Below are 22,497 nucleotides of genomic sequence, written 5' to 3' on the forward strand. Positions count from 1 at the left end.
GCAGGCATTGCGCAGTGGGCATCCCGGCATGGATGCCGGGATAGCCGCGCTGGGCCATGGATGGCCCTTCGCGGCGGCCCACGGAGCAATGCCGGAGTGAGGGCACACCGAGCCTAGGCGAGGTGCCAAGTGGTGGGGCAGAAGCGTTTTGCTTACTTTTGCGCTTTTCAAAAGTGAGCCGCCGTCAGGGCGGAACCCTAAGTGGCCGTTACCGCAGAAACGGATATACACACCACTCTGAAGCGCGACCATCGCATTGACCAGACCAACCGTCGATAGTTACTCCATCTCACCCATCCCCAAGCATCTGCCACAACGACGCCCCCACCCCGGTAATGCTCTCCCCGGCAATCAACCCCGCCGCAGCGGTAATGGCAAAGCGTTCCGTAAGGCTCGACCAACGACAACTCACCAGCCATGTCAACAGCGCACCGAGGGCCATCATCAGGGACACCGAGGCTGGCAAGACGAAAGCCAGTCCCAAGGCCGCCGTGCTTGGCAGGTACCGGGCCCGATGCCCCGGCAGCAGGCTGTCGAGGATCCCCAACAACAAGCCGACCAGGCCACCGATGAAAATCGCCCAGCGAATGCTCGCTGACAATGAATCCAGGCCCAGGGTCAGGGTTTGCGCCACGGCCTTCCAGGTGGCGACTGCCGGGGCCGGCCACTCTTCAGTGAGCAGCATGGTTTGCGGGTCCGGGATCAGGGCCAGGTAAGCCAACACCCCGACGATGCTACCGACGAAAATCCCCAGGGTCTGGGCGATCAGCTGCTTGCGCGGCGTAGCGCCGATCGCCCGACCTACCTTGAAGTCGTTCATCAAGTCGGTGCACTGCCCTGCCGAACCACCGGCAGTATTGGCGCTCATCAGGTTGATCGGCACCTGCCCCGGGGCAACGATGCCGAAGCTCAACTGGGACAATTGGCCGATGGCCCCGATCGGCGGAATGCCCGTGGCGCCGACCACTCGGGCGGCCACCGCCGCCAGGCAGATCGCCAAGGGAATGGTCAGCAAGGCCATCCATGGATTGATGCCGAACAACAGCACCTGCAGGCTCACCACCAGGATGATCGACAGTACAAAACCGGTGGCAGGCCCAGGCTTGGGTATCGTCCAGATCGCCCCGCCGCCCGCCAGGGTGGACCGGTGCAGTGCCCACAAGCGAATCACCAACGAGGCCAGGGTCGAGCAAACCATCAGGCTCACCCCCGGCCAGAGCAACCACTCCACCAGCGCCGCGAACTGCGGGCCGCTGCTGCCGTGCGGCAACTGCACCAAGCCTTGCTCCAACAGCCACGGCGCCAGCCCGCCCCACGCCAGCAAGGCTCCGAGCAGCAAAGTCAGGCCCACGCGTATACCGATGATTCCGCCGAACCCCACTAACAACAGCGAAGGGTCAGCGGTAAACGTCAGGCGCTCCAGTTGGGCGCTCGGAGACCAGCGCGGGATGGTCCACATGAAGGTGTCGACCGCCTTGACCAGCCCGGACAGCAACGCGGCGCTGAGCAACACCTTCAAGCGCGTCGCGGCTTCGTGGCCGTGGTTATAGATATGCAGCAGGGTTTCCAGGGTCGCCATGCCCTCGGGAAATTTCAGCGCCTTGTCATTGAGCAATGAGGGCCGCAGGTACCAGGCAATCCAAATCCCCAGGAAACTCACCGAAAAGACCCAGGCCACCATGGGAATGGCGTCCAACTGCTGGCCGGTCAGCAGGGTGTAGGCCGGGATGGGCGCGACCAGCCCACCGGAAATGATCGACGCAGCGGCAGAGGCGACGGTCTGGTTGATGTTGCTTTCGTGCAGGGTCCAGGGCAGTCGACCCACCGATCGACTGGCCAGGCCTTGCCAGATGCCATAACCGATCAGCAGGGCAATGATCGACATATTGAACGACCAACCGATCTTCAACCCGGCGTAGACATTGGAAGGTGTCAGCAGAATACCGAGGACGATTCCCGTACTGACCGCACGCGGACTGAGCTCGCGTTCGACGGTGGTGGTCAAGGGGAATGTGGACGAGGTTGGATGCATGCGAAGTCCTTGTCGGCACTGGAGGGCAGCCGTCAGATTCAGACTGGCCCCCTGTGGGAGCAAGCAAGCTCGCTCCCACAGGACCACTTAAAACGGCACCTCAATAAGTGAACGCAGTATTGGCGCAAGGTTCACCCGAGTCGTCCACCCATGGGCTGCGCCCGACTTATTTCCCCCCCTCGTAATTGACCATCCAGGCAATCCCGAAACGGTCTTCGAACATGGCAAAGCGTTCCGCCCAAAAGGTTTTCTCCAGGGGCATATACACACTGCCACCCGCACTCAAGCCATTGAACAGCCGCTCGGCCTCCTCCACGCTGTCGACATTGAGGGATACCGAAACGCCTTGTGGTTTGCTATATGGCTGGCCTGGCGGGCAATCGGAAGCCATCAGGCTGAAAGCGCCGACGGTCAGGCAAGTGTGCATGACCAGATTGGGATCCTTGGGCATCCCGGTTTCCTCGGGGGCCTCGGCAAAAGACATGGAAAACAGCTCACCGCCCAGTACCTCCTCATACAAAGCGAAGGCTTGCTTGCAGTTACCGTTGAAGGTCAGGTAAGGAATGATTCTCATGGTGGGATCTCCTGTAACCGGCTTCACGATTGGCCGGACATCTGCGCCCGCAAGCGTTCTTCCTGCTCGCGCAATTCGGGGGTAAAGGACTCGCCGAACTCCTCGACCTCGAATATCTGGCGGATCTCGATTTCACTGTCGCTGACCATCGGGTTCGGGCAGCGCTTGACCCAGTCGATGGCCTCCTGCAATGACTGGACCTTGAAGATCCAGAAACCGGCGATCAGCTCCTTGGTTTCAGCAAAGGGCCCGTCGATGACAGTCCGGTTCTTGCCGGAAAACTGCACGCGCACGCCCTCGGCACTGGGATGCAGGCCTTCACCGGCGAGCATCACCCCGGCCTTGACCAGTTCTTCGTTGTAGGCGCCCATAGCGGCCAGCAGTTCTTCGCTGGGCATTTCTCCGGCTTCCGACTCTAGGCTGGCCTTGACGATCACCATAAATCGCATGCTTTTTTCTCCTGAGAATGGATGGATCAAGCCGTCCGTGTGGCGGCTCTACGGACTAATCGAATGGCAATGGTCGAAATCGACAGGTCGACGCCATTATTTTTCGATACGCCGTTGGCGGCCTGGGAGACCCAGGCTCCCTGGCCGTGAAGCCACGTCCAGCGCTCAGGGATTCCACTGGAATCGATAGATGTCTCGATAACCGTTGCTGGGGTCGTACAGGAGCTTCGTCCCGCCGTCCAAGGTGATATTGTCGGCATTGACCAAGTGAACCGGTGCCACGAAACCGCTCACCGGCTGACCTGCCATCAGTCGGTTCAATTCATCGATCACCTGCCAGCCATGCACATTGAGCGGTTCGGCCACGGTGACGGTCTGGTAGTTTTTTTCCTGTATGCGCAAGAACGCCGAAGCACTCCCGTCACCGGCCGACATCAGACTGATGCCGTCGCGGGGTATCGCGGCGCTGGCCAAGGTGGCCACCGCGTAGTCGAAATAGATATCGTTGATGGCCAGCGTATGGGTCCAGCGCTTGCCATGGCGCTGGAGCAGTTCCGTGGTGATCGCCGGCATTTTCTCGCGGCTTTCGGAGATCGCGACATCACGCACCTCCAGCAACGAGCACTCCCGACAGGCCCGAATCACGTTTTCCATGGCCTTGGCTTTCGCCATGGCGATGCTGTATCTGGAGTCGGTCAGGATGACAACCCCGGCCTTTCCGTTCGACTGCGCCACTGCCGCCATGGCCGTGATGCGAGCCACTTCGAGCGGGTCGGTCGTGACGTTCATGGCCATCGGCGTCCCATCAATCGGCCCGGGCCGCTCCCCGGCGTGCCAGCCCACCACTGGCACGCCCTTGTCGGCGAAGACGGCCAGCGCCGCCTTGTTTTCAAGGGCATCGGCACCGCACAGAATGAGGCCATCGGGGTTCGCCGCCAGGGCATCGGCAAAGGCCTTTGCACGCCCATCAGGGGAACCGGCGCCATCGAATACCCTCAGCGTCCAGCCCATCGCCTTGGCGGCCTCGCGAGCGCCCTGGGCGACACCGACAATACCTCCGTTGCGCATATCTTCTGCAACAATGGCGATACTCTTGCCACGCTGGGCGCGCGGGCCGGATTCAGGGCCACTCCAGGGAACGGCGCCGAGGGTGGCCTTGGCAACCATTTCCTGTGCTTGATTCACCGTAACCGTGGCGTCCGTCGCTGCCGGCAGATCCTGGCCGTATCCGGGCGTTGCCGTGAAGAGACAGAAAGCCGTCATTGAAATCATCTTGAGCAACCGGGACCTGGCCTTACAGGTTCGATCACCACATGTGATACCGGGTCGGGAGCCGATGGCGCGATCATAATGTGTCATGGCGTCTCTTTTTTATGGATACAGTGTTCGGATGCAGTGTCCGCAAGGATAGTCGCTTCTGCCGTCATCAACCCGAAAGGGGAATAGTAAGTTTGTAACATCCCTCCAGCCCCGGTCCTCGCACGACATCCATAGTTCGATGCACCTCGAAGTGAGGAACCTGTCGATCCCATAGTCTATGAGCCAAACATGGAGGAGATGGCGATGACACGCACCCGCTTTTTTGGAAAAACCGTACTGGCCTGCACGTTCATCCTGGCGATTATCGGCTGGGGGATCGGGTTCTATGGCCCGCCGATTTATATGCAAGCGGTCATGGAGCGCACGGGTTGGCCGATCGCCCAGGTCTCGGCTGCCGTAACCTTGCACTTTCTCAGCGGCACGATTGTCATCGCTAACCTGCCACGCCTTTACGCACGCTTCGGGATACCCACCATCACCCTGCTGGGCAGCATCGTCCTGGGCATCGGCGTGAACATCTGGGCTCAAGCCAACCAGCTAGGGGTGCTGTATGCCGGCGCCGTCTGCTCGGGTATCGGTTGGGTGACATTAGGTGCCGCAGCCGTTAATACCCTGATCGCGCCGTGGTACGTCAAGGAAAGACCCAAGGCCCTGGGCAAGGCCTACAACGGCGCCAGTCTGGGTGGCGTGATCTTTGCGCCGCTGTGGGTGTTGCTGATCGAGCGTTTCGGCTTTACCACGGCGGCGCTGGTGATCAGCATCGTCGCCGTGTTGCTCATAGGCGTCTTCGCTTTCCTGGTCTTCAACAAAAGCCCACAAAGCCTGGGACAACATCCCGACCATGCAGACCAGTCGGACCCCGTGCCGGTCAGCGCCAGCGCCACGCCGTGGACCGCAAAGCAGACCCTCAGGTCGGCAAGTTTCCGCACCCTGGCAGCCGGCATGTCCTTGGGGCTGTTCGCCCAGATCGGCTTGATCGCGCACCTGTACTCGATCCTGGTGGGTCGCATGGGGGCGCATGACGCCTCCTTCGCCATGGGTCTGGCCACTGCCAGTGCGATGGGCGGGCGATACGTCGCCGCACGCTTGATGATCCAAGGCATGAACCGCCGACAGCTGGCCTGCCTCGGTTATGCCGTCCAGATGCTGGGCACGCTGATGCTTCTGGGCCTGGACCTTCACCCGACAGTGGCCTGGATAGCCGTGGTATTGATCGGTTCGGGCATTGGCAATGCCACCTCCTTGCCGCCACTGATAGCCCAGACCGAGTTCAGCCGAGAACAAACCGCCAGGGTGATCGCCCTGATGATCGCGATCAGCCAGGCCACCTACGCCTTCGCCCCGGCCTTTTTCGGCCTGGTGCGCTCCCTCTTCAGCGATTCGAATCACGCCATCGTCGCCGTCGTGGCAGGAGCGGTCATCGTGCAGGGGCTCGCCATTTTGTCATTCTATCGGGGCGTGCCCGCTCGCCGCTTCAAGAAAACCGCTTTCTGACCGCGCTCCTTGGCCAGGCAGCACGCGGAACATCAGCCCTCCCGCGCATCAGGCAGGCGCAAGCGATCTACTTCGTCAAAGAGATTACAAAAGACATCCACCAGGAAAGGATCAAACTGGGTACCGGCTTGCTCGATGATGAAACGCCTGGAACGCTCGACATCCCAAGCCTGCTTATAGGCTCGAGGCATCCTTATGGCGTCATACACATCACATATCGCCACAATCCTTGCCGATAACGGGATCTCCTTGCCTTGCAATCCCTTGGGATAGCCGGTGCCATCCCAACGTTCGTGATGCGACAGGGCAACTTCAGCTGCCAGGTCCGTCAACGGAGAGCCCTCTGGGTCATGCAGGATTTCATAACCAATGCGGGCATGCTCCTGCATGATCGCCCGCTCCTGCGGCGTCAACGCTCCAGGCTTTTGCAGAATGGCATCTACAATGCCAATTTTTCCAACATCGTGCATCGGTGCAGCCATCCTCATGAGGTCACACCATTGAGCGGGCATGCCGATTGCCTTGGCCAACAAAGCCGCGGACTCGCCAATACGGACAATATGCTGCCCCGTATCGTCATCGCGATAGCTGGCTGCTCGACTCAAGCTGCTGCTGATCGCCTTGTAGCTGGAAGCCAACTGGGCCGTGCGCAGCTCCACTTTGCGCTCGAGCTCAACATTGACGTCGCGCAGGAGTTTGGCCGCCTGCGCCAGCTCCAGGCAATTACGCACCCTGAGCAGCACTTCAGGCAGATCAATGGGTTTGGAGATGAAGTCGTTGGCGCCCCTTTCCAGTCCTTTGCGCCTGTTCTGCTGATCACTCAAGGCCGTCACGATGATGACCGGTGACTCCGTGCGGTCACGTGTATTGAGGCGATCAAGGATCTCAAAGCCGTCGGGTGCGGGCATGTCCAGGTCCAACAACAGCAGGTCCCAGGCGTTCGAAAGCAGCCAGTCCAGTCCTTCGGCAGAGTCGCTGAATGTCGTGATGTTCTGCAGGCCCACGGCTCGCAAGCATGAATCCAGAAGCCGGAGATTGGTGGCCACGTCATCGATAATGACGATCCTGCTTTGCGCATTTACTTTGGCAAACATACATCCGCCCTCCCCGTGGTGAGCGTCAATACCAGACTACGAATACTCTGCCTCTCCAACGGAGAAGAGACGATGGCCTGGCATTCAAGCTGGTCAACCGAAGCGTGATCGACGGCCGCACGGACCACGACGATCGACATGGCAGTCTTTGCGATACGCGTGCGCAAGCCGCTGAAAAAAGTGTTCAGCACGGGCACTGGGTCGGCAGTGGCGACGATCAATACGCTGATCGCCGTGGCATCAAGCACGAGACCGGCTTCGGGCAAGGTATCGACCCGTTCCAACTCGAAATCGCCGATTAACGCTTCTCGAACCACCTCACCATCCTTGGGGTCGTTACTCACCAACAGCACGCGTGGCAAGGCTATCGTCGACACTTTGGACTCGTTCCCCGGCGCAGGAAACGCCGCCGAGCACAGGTCGATCCAGAAAGTCGTCCCGACTTCGACGTGGCTTTCAAAGCCCATGGTGCCGTGCATCAGGAGCGCCAGGTCTCGGCACAACACCAAGCCAATGCCAGTCCCCTGGATGGACGAGTTCTCTTTACCCAAACGCTGGAAGGGCCTGAAAAGCTCGCCCTGCAAAGCCGGGGAAATACCCATGCCGGTATCCGTCACATAAAGACGCAGCCTGGCTCCGTCCTCGACAACCAAGGCCCCCAGAGTGACGCTTCCACCGGGCCGGTTGTACTTGATTGCATTGGATAACAGATTGATCAGGACTTGCTTGAGGCGACGCATATCCGCCCAGACGTGCCATGTATCCAGGGGAGCATTGATGTACAAGGTCTGGCTATGCGCCGAGACTTGCTGCTGGACCATGTCAGCGCAGTTGGATAACAGGCTTGCCACGTGTACGGGCTTGAGATCCAGCAGTGGCTTCTCGGCCTGCAAGCTGGAGAGATCCAGCAGATCGTCAACCAACTGCATGAGGTGTTCACTGGCCTTGATGATTTCCTGCAGGTTGGCTGTCTCTTCCAATGCCGGGGCAGGCGACTGCATGAGCCCCAACTGGGCAAACCCGTAGATCGCATTTAATGGCGTACGCAGCTCATGGCTCATGCTGGAGATGAATTTGGACTTGGCAGTACTGGCGGCCTCTGCCTCCAGGGTTTTCTCCCGCAGGTCCAACTGGGTCTGCTTGAGTGTCGTGATGTCGACACACGCCACGACCACGACACTGGAATCATCCAGCCGCGAGGGTTCCAGCGTACGGCCCCGGCAAAGGATCCAGATCAGCTTTCCATGCACGTCCCTGATCCGGAACTCCACTTCCGGCGCCACGCTTGCACTGCCCCTGGCCTCCTCCAGAAACTGGGTGAAGGTTTGCCGATCTTCAACGGGAATGCTCTCCAGCAATCTCGCCATCGGCACTTCATTGGCGGCAAAGCCAAAGCGCTGGCACAGGGCACCCTTGAGAATAAAACGCTGCCGTTTCGGGTAGTACTCCCAGAGCCCTTCGGCAAAACTCTCCATGACCAACTCCAGACGCTGCTGTGTGGAGCTGCGAATGAATTCGGCCTGGGCCAACTGCCTGCCCATCCCCAGTGCCTGGTCAGACATTGACCAAAGTTCGGTGATATCGGAAGGACTTGCCGCTGGTTGCCAGTTACCCCGGCCGATCTCTCGCATCATGCGTGAAACCCCTTGCACCGGCGTGCTCAACTGGCGACTGAGGTCACGTGTACGCCACCACATGAAGGCAAAGAACAAGGCATAGAACACAACCAGCCCCGCGACCAACAGGTACCCCACTTCGCGGTAATGACTGGCAAGCAGATTGGTTTCCTGCATCGCCGCCGCTTCGTCCACTACCGCCAACAAGAGCCAGCCGGTGGTGGGGATCTCACTCCAGGCGACCAGGTGAGGCCGTCCATTCAACGTCAGCGCAACGATGCCCTCTGGATGACCCGGCAAGTTCTTATTGAGACTGGCGAGGTCCGGATAACGAATGAGGTTCAAATCCGGCGATTGCAAGCGCTCGTGATCAACCGGCTCTCCAGCGGGCTGGTTCTCAGCGGCTCGCAGGGAAAAATCACGTTGCCCCGCCTTGGGCACGGCCATGATATCGAGCTTATTGTTGACCAGCATCAGGTAGCCACCCCAAGGCATCTTCAACTGTTCTATTTGCTTCAAGATGCCATCGACCGTTACGTCGATCCCGGCTACGCCCTCCAGGAAGTCGCCGCTGTAGACCGGCGCAATGGCAGACATCATCCACCCCTGGCCGGCGGGATCCAGGTAGACATCGGTCCAGACTACTTTTTTATCAGGGTTATGTTTTGCATCGGCCAAGTAGTAGAAGTTGTATTGGGGGATGTCCATATCATGTGGGTACTGCTCGAGCGTATTAAACCAGGGATAAATCCGGTTATAGCTGTCCCACGTATTGAAATAGATGCTGGCAATCAGAGGATCCCCGTCCTTCAACTGCTTCATCATGAAGTCCTGATTCGCCAGCAGCGATATCTTGTAGAGGTCCTGCTTTTTCAGCGGGGTGACATTCGAATAATACGAGGCGGACGCCCCGTCGTTTGCTGCGCTGTAACGGACACCATCGGCACTTACTGAAAGCGATGCCGCCACGGGAGGCTGGTTTTCGGTGAGTTCATGCTCAGTGGACTTGGCATAAAGACTGATCGCTTTGTGAACCTGCTCCAATTGTCCTTGCACCAACAGCGCATTCTGCTGAACCGATACCTGAATGTCGCGGGTTGCACTTTGATGCAGGTGCTCGATCTGGGAGTTTCGAATGGACTGGTTCGTGATGAAATAAGTGGTAATCAGCACGCCTTCCACCAAGACGAGCGGCAACAGGCTGGTACTGGCAAACGCCCGCCAGATCCATCTGCGTAAACTGACCCTCTTCTTTGAAGCTGCTTGCATAGATACGCTCGTTGCGCCGGCCACACAATTGATATCACAGCGACATCATTGTGGTCTCATCCTTGATATCTGTCCAAGGTAACCCCCTTCCGTTCGTCCGTGGGCAAAACCCTGCAGGTATACCAAGCATTGATCAAAACCCGTGAGCAGCCCTATGACCATAGTCGAACACTCGATTTAGCTCTCAAGACTTAAGCTATGCTCAAGAACGAGTTGCCAGAGGATGGGCGAATGGATTCAGCCATTGCGGTAGCAACACCGGACACGCAGGATGCGGACGACGTGGGTGTCTTGTTGCTGGATGCCCAGGGGGCGCTGCTCATCATGGATGACTGCGCCAGCGGATTGCTGGGGTTAAGCGAGACCGCCGCTTCCCTGGTTCCCTTACCCTCCCTGTTTTCTCTCAAGCCGCAGACTTTTGAACAGCACATCACCAATGCTCGACTCAAGGGTAGCTGGCATTTCCAGGGCATGTCGGCCGGTGGCGACACGCTGAGTGTGAAGCTCGACTACAAAGCGCAACAATCCACGTACCTGGTAAAAATCCACCGCGCCGAACACATCCACCTTGCCGAGCAGGATTATCGCTTGGCGTTCGACTCCGCTGGTACGGGTCTGGCCTTGCTGCGAATGAGCGGGGAATGGATCGCTGCCAATCGAATGTTGTGCCAGATGTTTGGCTACACCGAAGAAGAACTTCGCGCGACGTCTTTCCAGCGGCTGACTCATCCGGACGATACCGATGTCAGCAAGGACGAATTAAACAGGCTCATCCAGGGGCAGCGCACCAGCCTGACACTGGAAAAACGCTACATTCGTAAAGACGGCAGCACACTGTGGGCACGATTAACGGTAGGTATCGCCCGTACCCCCGATGCAAAGGCGCTTTACTTTGTGTCGCAGCTTGAAGACATCAGTGAACATCTTGCCCTGCGCCAGGCCTTGTTCAATAACGAAAAAAAGTACCTGTCACTGGCCAAAAACTCACAAAACATCATCCTTCGCTACAACCGGCTGGGACAACAAATCTATGCCAACCCCGAGCTTGAACGCGCTCGTGGCTTTCCCAACACTCACATCACTGAACGCACCTCGACACCCGATCAGCTCGACGAGTACTTTCGCACGCAAGTAAAACTCACGTTATCTACCGGCGCAGCAAGCACGTTCCTGTTGGAAAGCAAGGACCCGTATTCAGGTCGCTCCGTGGATTTCCTGTGCAACCTGACGCCGGAGCATGACGAAACAGGCGAGCTTTGCGGAGCGCTTGTCACGGCCCAGGATATCAGTGCGTTGCGCCGCCAGGAGCGCGCCGAAAATGCGCGCTCTGCCATTTTCCAGAAGATGGTCACTAACGACACGCTGCTTGAGGTGCTGCCGCTGCTCAGCGCCTACCTGGAAATCCTGACACCCGAGTTTCGCAACGCCATGGCTTTCAAGGCCGTGCCCGGCGACGATTCCCTTCGCGCCCCCCCGACGGACACATCCTTGATTGAAACCTGCCTGGCCGAAGACCTTGATCGACATCCCGGGCTGTTCGAGCACCCTCGCTCCATACGTGATTTAAGGCACGATGCCTCTGACCTTGCTTTCAGCCAGCCCGCCTTGCAGGCAGGCTACCGGGGTTGCTGGGTAGAACCGGTGATCAATAAGACCGGCGTCACGCTGGGCGTCATCCTGTTGTTCGTCGGCGGTGAAACCCAGCTGAGCGAGCAGGACCGCAAGCATGCACAAATGGCCAGTCATATCGGCGCCATCGCCTGGGAACGCTGCTCAGCCCACAGCCACCTGGCCCAAAGCGAACGTCGCTACCGCGAAGTCTTCGATCATTCACAAGACATGCTTTGCCTGCTCGCTGTGGATGCCGACCAGCAACTCAGTTGCCTGGAGGCCAATCCAAAGCTGTGCGAGATGCTCGCCAAGAGTCATTCGGACATGATCGGCCAACCGTTGGGCCAATGCCTGGAAAAAGAAGCCGCAAGTATTGTCGAGGCTATCTGCCTGCACTGCATCGCCGTGGGTGCTCCCATCGAGCTGGATGCGCATCTGCCTTGCGGTCAACACTCAATCGTTGTCCACTTCAACCTGGTGCCCGTAGCCGATTCAAATGGGCGCTTGCATCGCCTGGTCTGCATTGCTCGCAACATTACCGATATCCGAGAGGCCCAGCGCAACGAACTGGCCCGGCAGCAGGAAATCGGCACATTGGTTGAAAACTCGCCTGATGGCATTGCACGACTGAGTCGCACGGGAGAACTGTTGTTCATCAATCCGGCATTGGAAATCTGGTTGGATCGTCCGCAGATCGACTTGCTGCACAAGGACCTGCTCGAGATCCTGCCGAAAAACCTGCAGAGCCAACTATTCCGTGCAGCCGTCATCGAAGCCGTGGAAAAGGGCCAGCCCCTGGAGCATGAGTATGTGCTCACCGAGCAGCATCGACTGCAACGCGTCTATCACATCAGTCTCGTGCCGGAGCAAGACATCCAGGGGAAAATTGCCACCGTGCTGGCTGTCGTTCGCGATATATCACAGCTGCGCCTGGCCGAACTGCGCCTGGCATCGCTCAACAAGCAACTGCGCCAATTGATGTCCAGTCGGGAAAGTGCGCGGGAAGAGGAACGCAAACTGATCGCCCAGGAGATCCACGATGAACTCGGGCAACATCTGACCGCAATACGCATGGGCACTTCGCTGCTGCGCTTCCAGTACGGCGAGCAACTGCCCCAGCTCGGTGAACAAGTCGCACGCCTGCTGCAACTGATCGACCAAACGGTGCAAGTGGTCAGGAATATTTCCACCAGCCTGCGCCCTTCCATTCTCAACATGGGTATCGCCGCGTCACTGGAATGGTTGACCGACACGTTCAAGCAGCAATGGGGCATCGACTGCAACCTGCAGATTCATCCGCCGAAAATCCGCCTGGACGATGCCAGCGCAACCGCTGCATTTCGAATCGCCCAGGAGTCGCTGACCAACATTGCCCGGCACGCCGAAGCCACCCGGGTCAACATCACGTTTGAGCAAGGCGACAATGGCTGGTCGCTGGAAATCACCGACAACGGCAAAGGCTTTGAGCAACGTGAACAATCGTCCAGGACCCTCGGCTTGCTGGGCATGCGCGAACGGGGCCTGACTTTGGGAGGGACCACCACCATATCCAGCAGCATCGGCAGCGGTACTACCGTTCAACTGCGCGTACCTGTTTCAAGGAGTCACGACTCATGATCCGTTTAATGGTGGCCGACGATCACACGATCATGCGCGAAGGCCTCAAGCAGCTGTTCGCGCTGGTCAAGGATTTTTCCGTGGTGGCGGAAGCGGAAAATGGTGCCCAGGTCCTGGAGTTGCTGCGCCACACAGACGTCGACGTGCTACTGCTCGACATGACCATGCCCGGTTCAAGTGGCGAAGATTTGATTGGCCGTATCCACGCCCATTACCCCAAGCTGCCGATGCTCATCTTGAGCATGCACAATGAAGCCCACATTGCCCAACGTGCGCTGCGCGCCGGCGCCTCAGGCTACATGACCAAGGACCGCGACCCGGAAGCGCTGCTGGCAGCGATCCGCAAGGTGAGCACCGGGGCGCGCTACCTGGACCCACAACTGGCCGAGCAGATCGCACTCCAGAGCAGCGGTGTAACGCCCGAAAACGCTGCGCAGAGCCTGACCTCACGTGAATTCCAGATCCTGCGCATGCTGGCTCAAGGGCTGAGCGTCAACCAAATCGCCGAACAACTGGTGATCAGCAATAAAACCGTCAGCACCCACAAGACTCGGCTGATGGAGAAGATGTGCTTTGCCACCAGCACAGACCTGGTGCGCTACGCCTTGAATGAAGGGCTGGTCTGAAACGACGGCACGATCTCAGGGCTGATGTCCGCGAACGCCAAGGATGGCCGAAGCAATCTGCTCCAGTGGCAACTCGCGCTCGACCGCTCCCAGCTTGAAGGCCTCGCGTGGCATTCCATACACCACACAAGAGTCTTCATCCTGCCCCAGGGTCCTGGCGCCGGCATCGCGCATTTCCTTGAGGCCACGAGCACCATCATCTCCCATGCCCGTCATGATGATTCCAAGGGCATTGCTGCCGGCGCTACGAGCGACCGAACGGAACAGGACATCCACCGAGGGGCGATGCCGACTGACCGCAGGCCCCTGCACGATATCCACCTGATACTGGGCACCGCTGCGCTTGACCAGCATATGGCTGCCACCCGGTGCGATCAGCGCACGCCCGGGGATGATTCGATCGCCCTGTACGGCCTCCCGGACCTCGATCTCGCAAACGTGATTGAGGCGCTCGGCGAATGCGGCGGTAAATTTCTCTGGCATGTGCTGCACCACGACAATACCCGGACATACCCGCGGCAACCCTTGGAGTACCTGTTCCAGAGCCTGCGTGCCGCCGGTGGAAGTGCCAATGGCAACGATGCTTTCAGTCGTGCGGGCCATGGCCACCAACGAAGGGGGCAATATCGAGTCGGCATTGAGCCGGGGCGGCACGTCAACAGGCACCTGGGCACCCGCTACGCGCCGCATGTTGGCCTTTGCTGCGGCCCTGACGGCCTGGATCAGATCGTCCGCGCTTTCAGTCAGGAACTGTCGAAGGTTGGACTGCGGCTTGGTGACGATGCTGACGGCACCAGCCGCCAGTGCCTGCAAGGTGGTCTTGGCGCCCTTCTCGGTCAGCGTCGAACAGATCACCACCGGCGTAGGCTTTTGCGCCATCAGTTTTTTCAGGAAGGTAATGCCGTCCATCCGTGGCATCTCGACGTCCAGTACGATGACGTCAGGCCATTGCCTGCTCATCTTCTCCATGGCATACACCGGGTCGACGGCAACGTCGATAACCTGGATACCGCTGGCCTGGTTCAGGGCCGCACTTAGCACCTGGCGCACCACCGCCGAATCATCAACGATCAACACCTTGATATCCGTCATCTGGCATTACTCTTGGGCGATTCGAACACTTTGCGCACGAAATCGGCATGATTGAGTTGAAGGCGTCCGGTGCCCACATCGAACACCAGGTGGCGATGCCCCCGGCCACCTACGTGATAAACCTGGCATTGCAACCCATGGGCCTGGATCAGGCTTCTGGCGGCATTGACGTTCTGTTGGCCAATCCCGATACCGTTGCACCGTTTGATCCCGGGAAACATGTCAGCCCCGCCAAAAAGGCTCACCTCAAACTGTTCGGGCCGAGCCCCCGCGCGATGAATGCACTCCAACAGCAGCGCCAACGCATCCGCTGCGTAACGACCGTTCAGGTTGCCCGCGCCTTGCGACCGTTGCCGCGGCAGCATGTAATGACACATGCCACCCAACAAGCGTTGCGGATGCCAAAACACCAGTGCGACACAGGACCCCAGGACGGTACACAAGCGCATTTGGCGCCCTCCAAACACCACGTCTCCGGGTTGCAGGAAATATTCGATCACCCGAGCCATCTCAAGCGTCCGGTTTGCGGTAGATAGACGGCTTGACCAACTGCAATTCATCGCTGATGCCATTCAGGCTTTCTGAATGACTCACGATGAAGTAGCCGCCTGGCCGCAGATGTTTGCTCAAGCGTCTCACCACCTCAGACTTGGTCTGGTTATCGAAATAGATCATCACATTGCGCAGGAAGATCACGTCGAACTGCCCCACCGAAGGCAGTGCATTGTTCAAGTTGATCGAAGTGAACGTGATACGTGACGCCAACGCGCGATCAACCATGAAAACGCCGTTGTTGCTGCCCACGCCCCTCAGGCAGTACCTGTTCAGCAGCGCCTCGGGAATGCCGCGGATACCGTCCAGCGGGTAGCGTCCGCCCTGGGCTTTTTCCAGCACCCGGCTGCTGATATCGGAAGCGAGGATCTCCCATGGCCGGGTGCCCAGGCTGTCGGCCAGCACCATGGCCAGGGTGTAGGGTTCTTCTCCCGTGGAACAGGCCCCACTCCAGATGCGCACCGGGCCATTGCCACGCAGCTCGGGGAGAATCACATGGCGCAGAAACTCAAAATGCTTGGGTTCGCGGAAAAAGTAGGTTTCGTTGGTGGTCAGCAAGTCCACCGCCATTTGCAACTCGCTCCGGTCCTTCATCAACAAGCGATAATAGCTGCCGTAGGTGGTCAAGTTGAAAAACTGCAAGCGCTTGGCCAGGCGGCCACTGACCAGCTGTTTCTTGGCAACGGATAAGCTGATCCCGGCAATTTCGTGAATCATTGCCCGAAACTGCTGGAACTCGTTGTCGGAGAGCACGACATTCATGGTCTCGGCCCATCAGCGTTGACGTTCGAAGGGAGCAGCGCCGACCAGTCCTCGCTACTGAGCATGTGCTCGATGTCCAGCAACAAGACGAAACGATCACTGAGCTTACCGACCCCCACCACAAATGCAGGGCTAAGGCGCCCTTGGAGTGCCGGGGCCGGCTCGATCTGCTCGGCCGGTATCTCCAGCACTTCGCTGACTGCGTCCACGATGATACCCACCAGGCCTGCGCCGCCGCTGCCGTAGACCTCCAGCATGACGATGCAGGTGTGTGGGTTTTCCAGGGTCTGGGCGCCCCCAAAACAAAGCCCGAGGTCCAGCACAGGAATGGCCGCTCCGCGCAGATTGGTGATGCCGCGAACCTTCGGCGGCGCCATCGGCAACGGCGTAATCGGACCGTACTCGACAATTTCCCGTACACACAGGGTGCCTATCGCGAACATCTCCTGGCCCACGCTGAAGGTCAGGTACTGTGGCGCTGCCGTCCCTGGGGCCGGCAAGCGCGAGGCAGATATGGACATGGTTCATTCCTCGGGATCCACCGTAGACGGCAGCATCCATCTCAAGACAACGTAGGCATGCCTGAGCGCTACAACTCAGTGCAACTGGCTGGCGATCTCACTGACACACAGCACCTGGTCGATCTGAAGCACAGTCAGGAACGAACCTCGCACCTTGACCATCCCTCGAATGAAGTCTTCACGGATCCGGTTTCCGATCGCCGGAGCGGCCTTGATATCGGCCAACTCGATTTCGATCACCTCGCTCACCGAGTCGACTACGATACCCAGCACTTGCGGCTCGCCTTCCTGAAGCAGTTCCAGGATAACGATGCAGGTCCTGCTGCCTTGCTGCGTGGCGCCCTTGCTAAAGCGCGCCTGCAGATCGATCACCGGCACCACCGAACCGCGCAGATTGATCACCCCTCGGATAAAATCCGGCATCATCGGTACGCTTGTAACCTGGCCGTACTCGATGATTTCTCGCACGCACAAGGTATCGATCGCATAGAGCTCCCTGGCGGATACGAACGTCAGGAACTGCAGGAATTCGCTGTCACACGGACTCTGCGGTGCATGCTCGAAATGGCTCAAGACTGCAGGTTCCATGGCTCAACTCCCGAAGCGAATGAAACCGCCTTCCTGGGCATGCTCACTGCTTTGCATGCCGCCCAGACTGGAAGAAGCGGCCCGTGGTACGGAAGAAACCGCAACCCGACCATGCAGGGTGAAAAAGCCCATCAACTCCTGCAACTGCTCGGCCTGGCTACTCATTTCCTCGGCGGTAGCAGCCAGCTCTTCGGACGCCGAGGCGTTTTGCTGAGTGATCTGGCTCATCTGCGACATGGCGGTATTGATCTGCTCCGAGCCGATGGACTGCTCTTCAGATGCAGCGGCAATCTCCTGAACCAAATCAGAGGTCTTGGTAATCGAGGGCACGATTTCATCAAGCAGGTTGCCGGCCCGCTCAGCCAGGGCAACACTGTTCTTGGCCACTTGGCCGATCTCCTGCGCCGCGACCTGGCTGCGTTCGGCGAGCTTGCGCACCTCAGCAGCGACGACTGCGAAACCTTTGCCGTGCTCACCGGCACGGGCCGCTTCGATGGCCGCGTTGAGCGCCAGCAGATTCGTCTGGTAGGCAATCGAATCGACGATCCCAATCTTCTCGGCGATGGTTTTCATGGCCGAGACGGTGTCCTTGACGGCCTGTCCACCTTCACTCGCTTCCTTGCTCGCCTTGCCGGCCATGCCGTCGGTCACTTTGGCGTTCTCAGTGTTCTGGGAAATCGACGCCGACATCTGTTCCATCGACGCTGACGTTTCTTCAACCGACGCCGCCTGTACCGAAGCCGACTGGCTGATACTTTGGGCCGTGGCGGAAATCTCTTCCGAGGCGCTGGACAGCGAATCGGCGGAACTGCGCACCTCGCCAATGATCTGCGAAAGCTTGCTCACCGTTTCGTTGACCGCATTCTTCAGGTCTTGCAGGCTGCCCTGGTAATCACCTTTGACGGTGCGGGTCAGGTCACCACTGGACAGGGCCACCATGACCGCCATCGCCTCGTTGAGAGGGGCAACGATAGAGTCCAGGGTGCTGTTGATTCCCGCCACGATGCGGCGGAAGTCACCTTGATGGCGAGTGCTGTCTGCACGAGTATCGAGCTTGCCGATCATGGCATTCTCGCTCAGCATCTGGGTGTCTTCGATCAGCGCCTGGACGTTGCTGCGCAGCTGTTCGATGTTGTCGTTGATAAACGCTTTTTTGCCGGGAAAACGGGCCAGGGGTGCCGACAGGTCACCTTCGCCGAAAGAGCGTATGCAAGCCATGGCCTGTTTTTTCACGCTGATGTGGCCATTGACCATGTCGTTGATGCCCTGGGCAATCTGACGGTACGAGCCTTGGAATCTCTGTACGTCGATCTGCACATCAATGTCGCCTTTCTCGTGCTCGTCCGACATGTGACGCATCTCTTCGATCAACGCCGTGATGGTGCTGCGAAGATGCTCGATGGTGACGTTAATAAAGGCTTTCTTGCCGGGGAACGCTTGCAGGGACGCCTGCAGATCGCCTTCGCTGATCGACTTGATGCAGGCCATGGCTTGCTTCTTGACGCTGATGTGGCCACTGACCATATCGTTGATGCCTTGGGCCATCAGCCCATAGCTGCCAGCAAAACGTGCGGCATCGATCTGCACATCGATGTCGCCTTTGTCATGCTCTGCGGACATGTGATTCATTTCGCCGATCAGTTGATTCAAGGTCCCGCCCAGCCGGTCCATGGAGCCCATCAGCCCGGTACGTTCAGGGCCATTGTTGCTGCCCTGCACATCCAGTTGCCCGGCCACCAACCGCTCGGCCAGCAGCCGAAGATCATCGGGCTCGCCACCCAATGTGTGGAGCAGCCGGCGTACCAGGAAGAAACCGATCAAGCAGATGACCAGCAAGGTGGCGCCGCCGACCAAGGCGATGCTGTAGATCGCCGTCTGTTCGGTCGATGCCGCGATCGCCGCATTTTTACGCCCCAGGTCCAGGTTGTACTGACGGATATCGCTCAAGGCGGAAGTGACCTTTTCGCGCGTCACCTCCAGGTCGAGCAGCAAACTACGGGCTTCAGGGGCGGCATTCTTGAAGGCGTTATCGAAACGTTCCATGCCCCGGTTGTATTCATTGACCGTGCTGCGCAAGGCGCTGAGCAGCGTCGCATCATGATCGTCGGAGACGAACTCCTTCTGGTAGCGATCCAGCGTCTGGATCACCGTTTCCTTGTCGCTTTGCTGGGGACTACCGGCAGGACCGGACAGACTCTGCCATTGCCGGCTGTGGCTATCCGCCAGGGACAGGGCCACGTGATCCAGCAACTGCAGGCTGGGCACTGTGTTGACTTGCGCATAGCTGGCAGTGCTCCTGACCCCGCCCATCAGATAAAGACTGAGACTGACCAGGATCAGGATGCCCAACAGGGCTGATGCGACCAGCAGCGAGATATTTTTTTTGACGGTCATGATGCTGTACTCCAGGGAGAACTATTGAGTCAATTCAGGGCTGAGGGTCATACCGTGTTTCTGCCGGCTGGCGACTTGCCCGAGTAGTTTGGGAATATCCAGGATCAACGCTACTGCTCCGTTCCCCAGGATGGTGAAGCCGCCCAGTCCATGAGCTGTACCGAAAATCTTGCCCAACGGCTTGATCACTGTCTGGAACTCACCGAGCAATTGATCGACGACCAGGCCCACCCGCATCCCTGCGTAATGCACGACCACGATGTTTTCACGGCCATGGTTAGGCTCATCGATGGCGAACATCTCGCGCAGGCGCAGGACTGGCAGTACCGAGCCCCGCAGGTCCAGGAAGTCCTGATCGCTGCAGTCGTCTGTCGACAGCTCGATGCACTCCTCAACCAGGTCCAGAGGCACGACATAAGAGGCATTGCCTACCCCGATCAGGAAGCCATCGATGATGGCCAGGGTCAGCGGCAGGCGGATACGCACCGTGGTGCCCACCCCTTCCTCGCTTTCCAGGTTGACCGAGCCTCGCAGGGCGACGATGTTCCGTTTGACGACGTCCATTCCCACCCCGCGCCCGGACAGGTTGCTGACCTGATCGGCAGTGGAGAAGCCTGGCTCGAAAATCAGATTGAGAATGTCGCCGTCGGCCAGCTGTTGCCCTTCCGCAACCAGGCCGCGCTCAATCGCCTTGGCAAGGATGCGTTGCTTGTTCAGGCCACCACCGTCGTCACTGACTTCAATGACGATGCTGTTGGCCTCGTGATAAGCGTTGAGGCGAACCGTGCCCTGCTCAGGCTTGCCGCGCTCGCGGCGCAGCTGGGAGGGTTCTATGCCGTGGTCCATGGCGTTGCGCACCAGGTGGGTCAGGGGATCGCCGATGCGTTCAACCACCGTCTTGTCCAGCTCGGTCTCGGCGCCGAGCACCTGCAAGACGATGTCCTTGCCCAGTTCCTTGGAGACATCGCGCACCACCCGCTGGAAGCGGTTGAATGTGCCGCCGATCTGCACCATTCGCAGGGTCAGGGCGCAGTCGCGCACCTCCTCGACAAGACGCGAGAGCGAGCTTGTCGCTTCAATCAGCTCGCCGATGCCGCTTTGGATCGCCCCTAGATTGGCGCCAGCGCCAGCGATGATCAGTTCGCCCACCAGGTTGATCAATTGATCCAGTTTTCCGGCGTCGACACGAATCAGATTACCTTCGGCCGAACGAGCTTCTTTTGCTCCCCGGTTCTTGGTGACGTCATCGCGAGCCGCCTGGTCTGGCGCCACGGCGGGCACCGCGACAGTCGTCGATTCATCTGAAGACGGGCTCGCCAGCCAATCTTCACGGGACACGGAACCACAGGCGATAAAGGCTTCGACCATGACATCGGGCTCAGCATCGAGACGGCCGATCAACGCCCGGAAGGCTGCCAGGTCGCCGTTGCACGGCAACACGCAGATCTGGCTGCCCTCACGAACGAAGTCGAATGCACCTTCAATGGTGGCCTGGTCGGCATCACTGACAAACCCCAGCTCAAACCCCAGGTAACAGGTTTCCGGATCCATCGTCGAAATATCCGGCATGCCCTCGGTGATGCACACGACCGCGCTGATCTGACCGAAACTGTTGAGGTAACGCAGCAGAGACAGCGGGTCCATGCCGTTGCGCAGGACATCGGGACACAGGCGCAGGGACAAGTGCCAGCGCGCGGTACAAGTCGATTGCAGCGGCTCGATCGTCGCCAGGGACGGCGCCGATTCGTGACGGTGCTCGAGGTAGCCGTTAAGACGCTCGACCAACGCCGCGCCCTGCCGCTCATGCTCTGCGGTCATGCCTTGCAGGTCACCGTGGCTGGCAAGCAATTCAATCAGCGTGCACAAGTGGTCCCGTACTTCCAGGAACAAGGCACTCAGCGATTCGTCCACCCGCAGCTCATGTCCACGGACCCGATCCAGCACGCTTTCTGCCACATGGGTAAAAGCAACGATCGGCGTGAAGCCAAACAGGCCGGCAGAACCTTTGATGGTATGGGCGACGCGAAACAAGGCGTTGATTGTGTCGACATCATCCGGCGCCTGTTCGATCTGCAGCAACGCCTCTTCCATCAGGAGCAAAAGCTCCTGGCTTTCGGCGATGAACGTTCGTAGCACGTCGTCCAGATTCATGGGCGAACTCATGGCTTCAACCTCTCTGCTGAACGGCCGGAGCCGACTGGTCGAAAAGGCTGTGCAACCCACTCATGTCCAGTGCATCAAGCACCGCCGTACTGGGGTTGCTCAGCAGCAGGTTGGAGCCATGGCGCAGCGACTCCTGCTTGATCAACACCAACAGCTGGAGCCCGGCAGTATCCATTTCGTCCACGCCACCCAGATCCATTTCGACTTCCTGAGCCAACGGAAACAGCTCCAGCAACAGGTCTTTGCGTTCAGCGGCGGTGTAAATGGTCAGCGGCCCTTCGAGAACCAGAATCCGACGCAGACAAGCCGTGGTGTTTGTCATGACAACCTCCTTTCCAGGGACTCTGGGCGGCACTACGGCATGATCAGTTTGGAGACGGCGCCCAGCATCTGCGCCGGCTGGAAGGGTTTGACCATCCAGGCCTTGGCACCGACGGCCTGGCCCTGTTGCTTCATGGCCTCTCCGGTTTCGGTGGTCAGCATGATCACGGGCGTGAACTTGTAGGCCGGCAGTTGTTTAGCGGCCTTGATGAAGCTGAGGCCGTCCATGTTCGGCATGTTCACGTCACTTACAATCAAGTGGATCTTGCGTCCGTCGAGCTTGGTCAGGGCGTCACGACCGTCAACACCTTCGATGACCTCGTATCCGGCGCCCTTCAAAGTGATGCTCACCACTTGGCGAATGGAGGCAGAGTCATCGACAATCAGGATGGTTTTGCTCAT

Annotated in this window: 17 protein-coding genes and 1 pseudogene; 3 read left to right on the forward strand and 15 right to left on the reverse strand. The window is 58.9% G+C overall.

The features are described 5' to 3' along the window. Nucleotides 1-289: 289 nt before the first annotated feature. From Q7F16_RS28520 to Q7F16_RS28535, 4 genes are all read right to left on the reverse strand, one after another. On the reverse strand, nucleotides 290-2,032 hold the full coding sequence (locus Q7F16_RS28520) for an OPT family oligopeptide transporter (RefSeq protein WP_409555346.1): 1,743 nt from the start codon (nucleotides 2,030-2,032) through the stop codon (nucleotides 290-292). 166 nt (nucleotides 2,033-2,198) lie between these two features. Next, on the reverse strand, nucleotides 2,199-2,606 hold the full coding sequence (locus tag Q7F16_RS28525; RefSeq protein WP_014338986.1) for a VOC family protein: 408 nt from the start codon (nucleotides 2,604-2,606) through the stop codon (nucleotides 2,199-2,201). 23 nt (nucleotides 2,607-2,629) lie between these two features. Next, entirely contained in the window at nucleotides 2,630-3,055 is a 426-nt protein-coding gene (locus Q7F16_RS28530) for a YciI family protein (protein ID WP_014338985.1), read from the reverse strand. 165 nt (nucleotides 3,056-3,220) lie between these two features. Beyond that, a complete protein-coding gene (locus Q7F16_RS28535; RefSeq protein WP_046062838.1) occupies nucleotides 3,221-4,240 on the reverse strand; it encodes a substrate-binding domain-containing protein in 1,020 nt (339 codons plus the stop codon). Between the two features lie 378 nt (nucleotides 4,241-4,618). On the opposite strand from Q7F16_RS28535, the gene Q7F16_RS28540 reads away from it, so the two are divergent. Next, the gene (locus Q7F16_RS28540) at nucleotides 4,619-5,869 is read left to right on the forward strand and encodes an MFS transporter (RefSeq protein WP_409555345.1); all 1,251 of its coding nucleotides are present in this window, start codon (nucleotides 4,619-4,621) and stop codon (nucleotides 5,867-5,869) included. A 32-nt stretch (nucleotides 5,870-5,901) separates the two neighbouring features. On the opposite strand, the gene Q7F16_RS28545 is transcribed toward Q7F16_RS28540, so the two are convergent. Continuing rightward, nucleotides 5,902-6,963, reverse strand: coding sequence for an HD-GYP domain-containing protein (locus Q7F16_RS28545; protein WP_014338982.1), 1,062 nt, complete (start codon nucleotides 6,961-6,963; stop codon nucleotides 5,902-5,904). Continuing rightward, nucleotides 6,948-9,848, reverse strand: coding sequence for a sensor histidine kinase (locus tag Q7F16_RS28550; RefSeq protein ID WP_409555344.1), 2,901 nt, complete (start codon nucleotides 9,846-9,848; stop codon nucleotides 6,948-6,950). The genes Q7F16_RS28545 and Q7F16_RS28550 overlap by 16 nt, the downstream gene beginning before the upstream one ends. A 231-nt stretch (nucleotides 9,849-10,079) precedes the next feature. Here Q7F16_RS28550 and Q7F16_RS28555 point away from each other — a divergent pair, with 231 nt between their 5' ends. Together Q7F16_RS28555 and Q7F16_RS28560 are read left to right on the forward strand one after the other, a co-directional pair. Next, a complete protein-coding gene (locus Q7F16_RS28555) occupies nucleotides 10,080-13,076 on the forward strand; it encodes a sensor histidine kinase (protein WP_409555343.1) in 2,997 nt (998 codons plus the stop codon). Beyond that, the gene (locus tag Q7F16_RS28560) at nucleotides 13,073-13,702 is read left to right on the forward strand and encodes a response regulator (protein WP_014338979.1); all 630 of its coding nucleotides are present in this window, start codon (nucleotides 13,073-13,075) and stop codon (nucleotides 13,700-13,702) included. The genes Q7F16_RS28555 and Q7F16_RS28560 overlap by 4 nt, the downstream gene beginning before the upstream one ends. A 15-nt stretch (nucleotides 13,703-13,717) precedes the next feature. On the opposite strand, the gene Q7F16_RS28565 is transcribed toward Q7F16_RS28560, so the two are convergent. From Q7F16_RS28565 to Q7F16_RS28605, 9 genes and pseudogenes are all read right to left on the reverse strand, one after another. Further along, nucleotides 13,718-14,794, reverse strand: coding sequence for a protein-glutamate methylesterase/protein-glutamine glutaminase (locus tag Q7F16_RS28565; protein WP_046062841.1), 1,077 nt, complete (start codon nucleotides 14,792-14,794; stop codon nucleotides 13,718-13,720). After that, nucleotides 14,791-15,243 carry a chemotaxis protein CheD gene (locus Q7F16_RS28570; RefSeq protein ID WP_014338977.1) on the reverse strand — a complete coding sequence of 151 codons (453 nt, stop codon included), beginning with the start codon at nucleotides 15,241-15,243 and terminating at the stop codon, nucleotides 14,791-14,793. The genes Q7F16_RS28565 and Q7F16_RS28570 overlap by 4 nt, the downstream gene beginning before the upstream one ends. A gap of 61 nt (nucleotides 15,244-15,304) precedes the next feature. Continuing rightward, a complete protein-coding gene (locus tag Q7F16_RS28575; RefSeq protein WP_057447929.1) occupies nucleotides 15,305-16,108 on the reverse strand; it encodes a CheR family methyltransferase in 804 nt (267 codons plus the stop codon). Next, a complete protein-coding gene (locus Q7F16_RS28580; RefSeq protein ID WP_014338975.1) occupies nucleotides 16,105-16,629 on the reverse strand; it encodes a chemotaxis protein CheW in 525 nt (174 codons plus the stop codon). The genes Q7F16_RS28575 and Q7F16_RS28580 overlap by 4 nt, the downstream gene beginning before the upstream one ends. 75 nt (nucleotides 16,630-16,704) lie before the next feature. Continuing rightward, entirely contained in the window at nucleotides 16,705-17,217 is a 513-nt protein-coding gene (locus tag Q7F16_RS28585) for a chemotaxis protein CheW (RefSeq protein ID WP_046062844.1), read from the reverse strand. Nucleotides 17,218-17,220: 3 nt separating this feature from the next. Beyond that, a pseudogene (locus Q7F16_RS28590) lies at nucleotides 17,221-18,879 on the reverse strand (methyl-accepting chemotaxis protein); the annotation flags it as partial. A gap of 753 nt (nucleotides 18,880-19,632) precedes the next feature. After that, on the reverse strand, nucleotides 19,633-21,762 hold the full coding sequence (locus Q7F16_RS28595) for a chemotaxis protein CheA (RefSeq protein ID WP_046062846.1): 2,130 nt from the start codon (nucleotides 21,760-21,762) through the stop codon (nucleotides 19,633-19,635). Nucleotides 21,763-21,778: 16 nt separating this feature from the next. Continuing rightward, nucleotides 21,779-22,096 carry an STAS domain-containing protein gene (locus tag Q7F16_RS28600; RefSeq protein ID WP_014338971.1) on the reverse strand — a complete coding sequence of 106 codons (318 nt, stop codon included), beginning with the start codon at nucleotides 22,094-22,096 and terminating at the stop codon, nucleotides 21,779-21,781. Nucleotides 22,097-22,128: 32 nt separating this feature from the next. Next, nucleotides 22,129-22,497: a response regulator gene (locus Q7F16_RS28605; protein ID WP_013692986.1), complete on the reverse strand. Its 369-nt coding sequence runs from the start codon at nucleotides 22,495-22,497 to the stop codon at nucleotides 22,129-22,131.

It is taken from the genome of Pseudomonas sp. Lb2C2, from assembly GCF_052112205.1.
GTDB classification, from domain to species: Bacteria; Pseudomonadota; Gammaproteobacteria; order Pseudomonadales; family Pseudomonadaceae; genus Aquipseudomonas; species Aquipseudomonas kilonensis.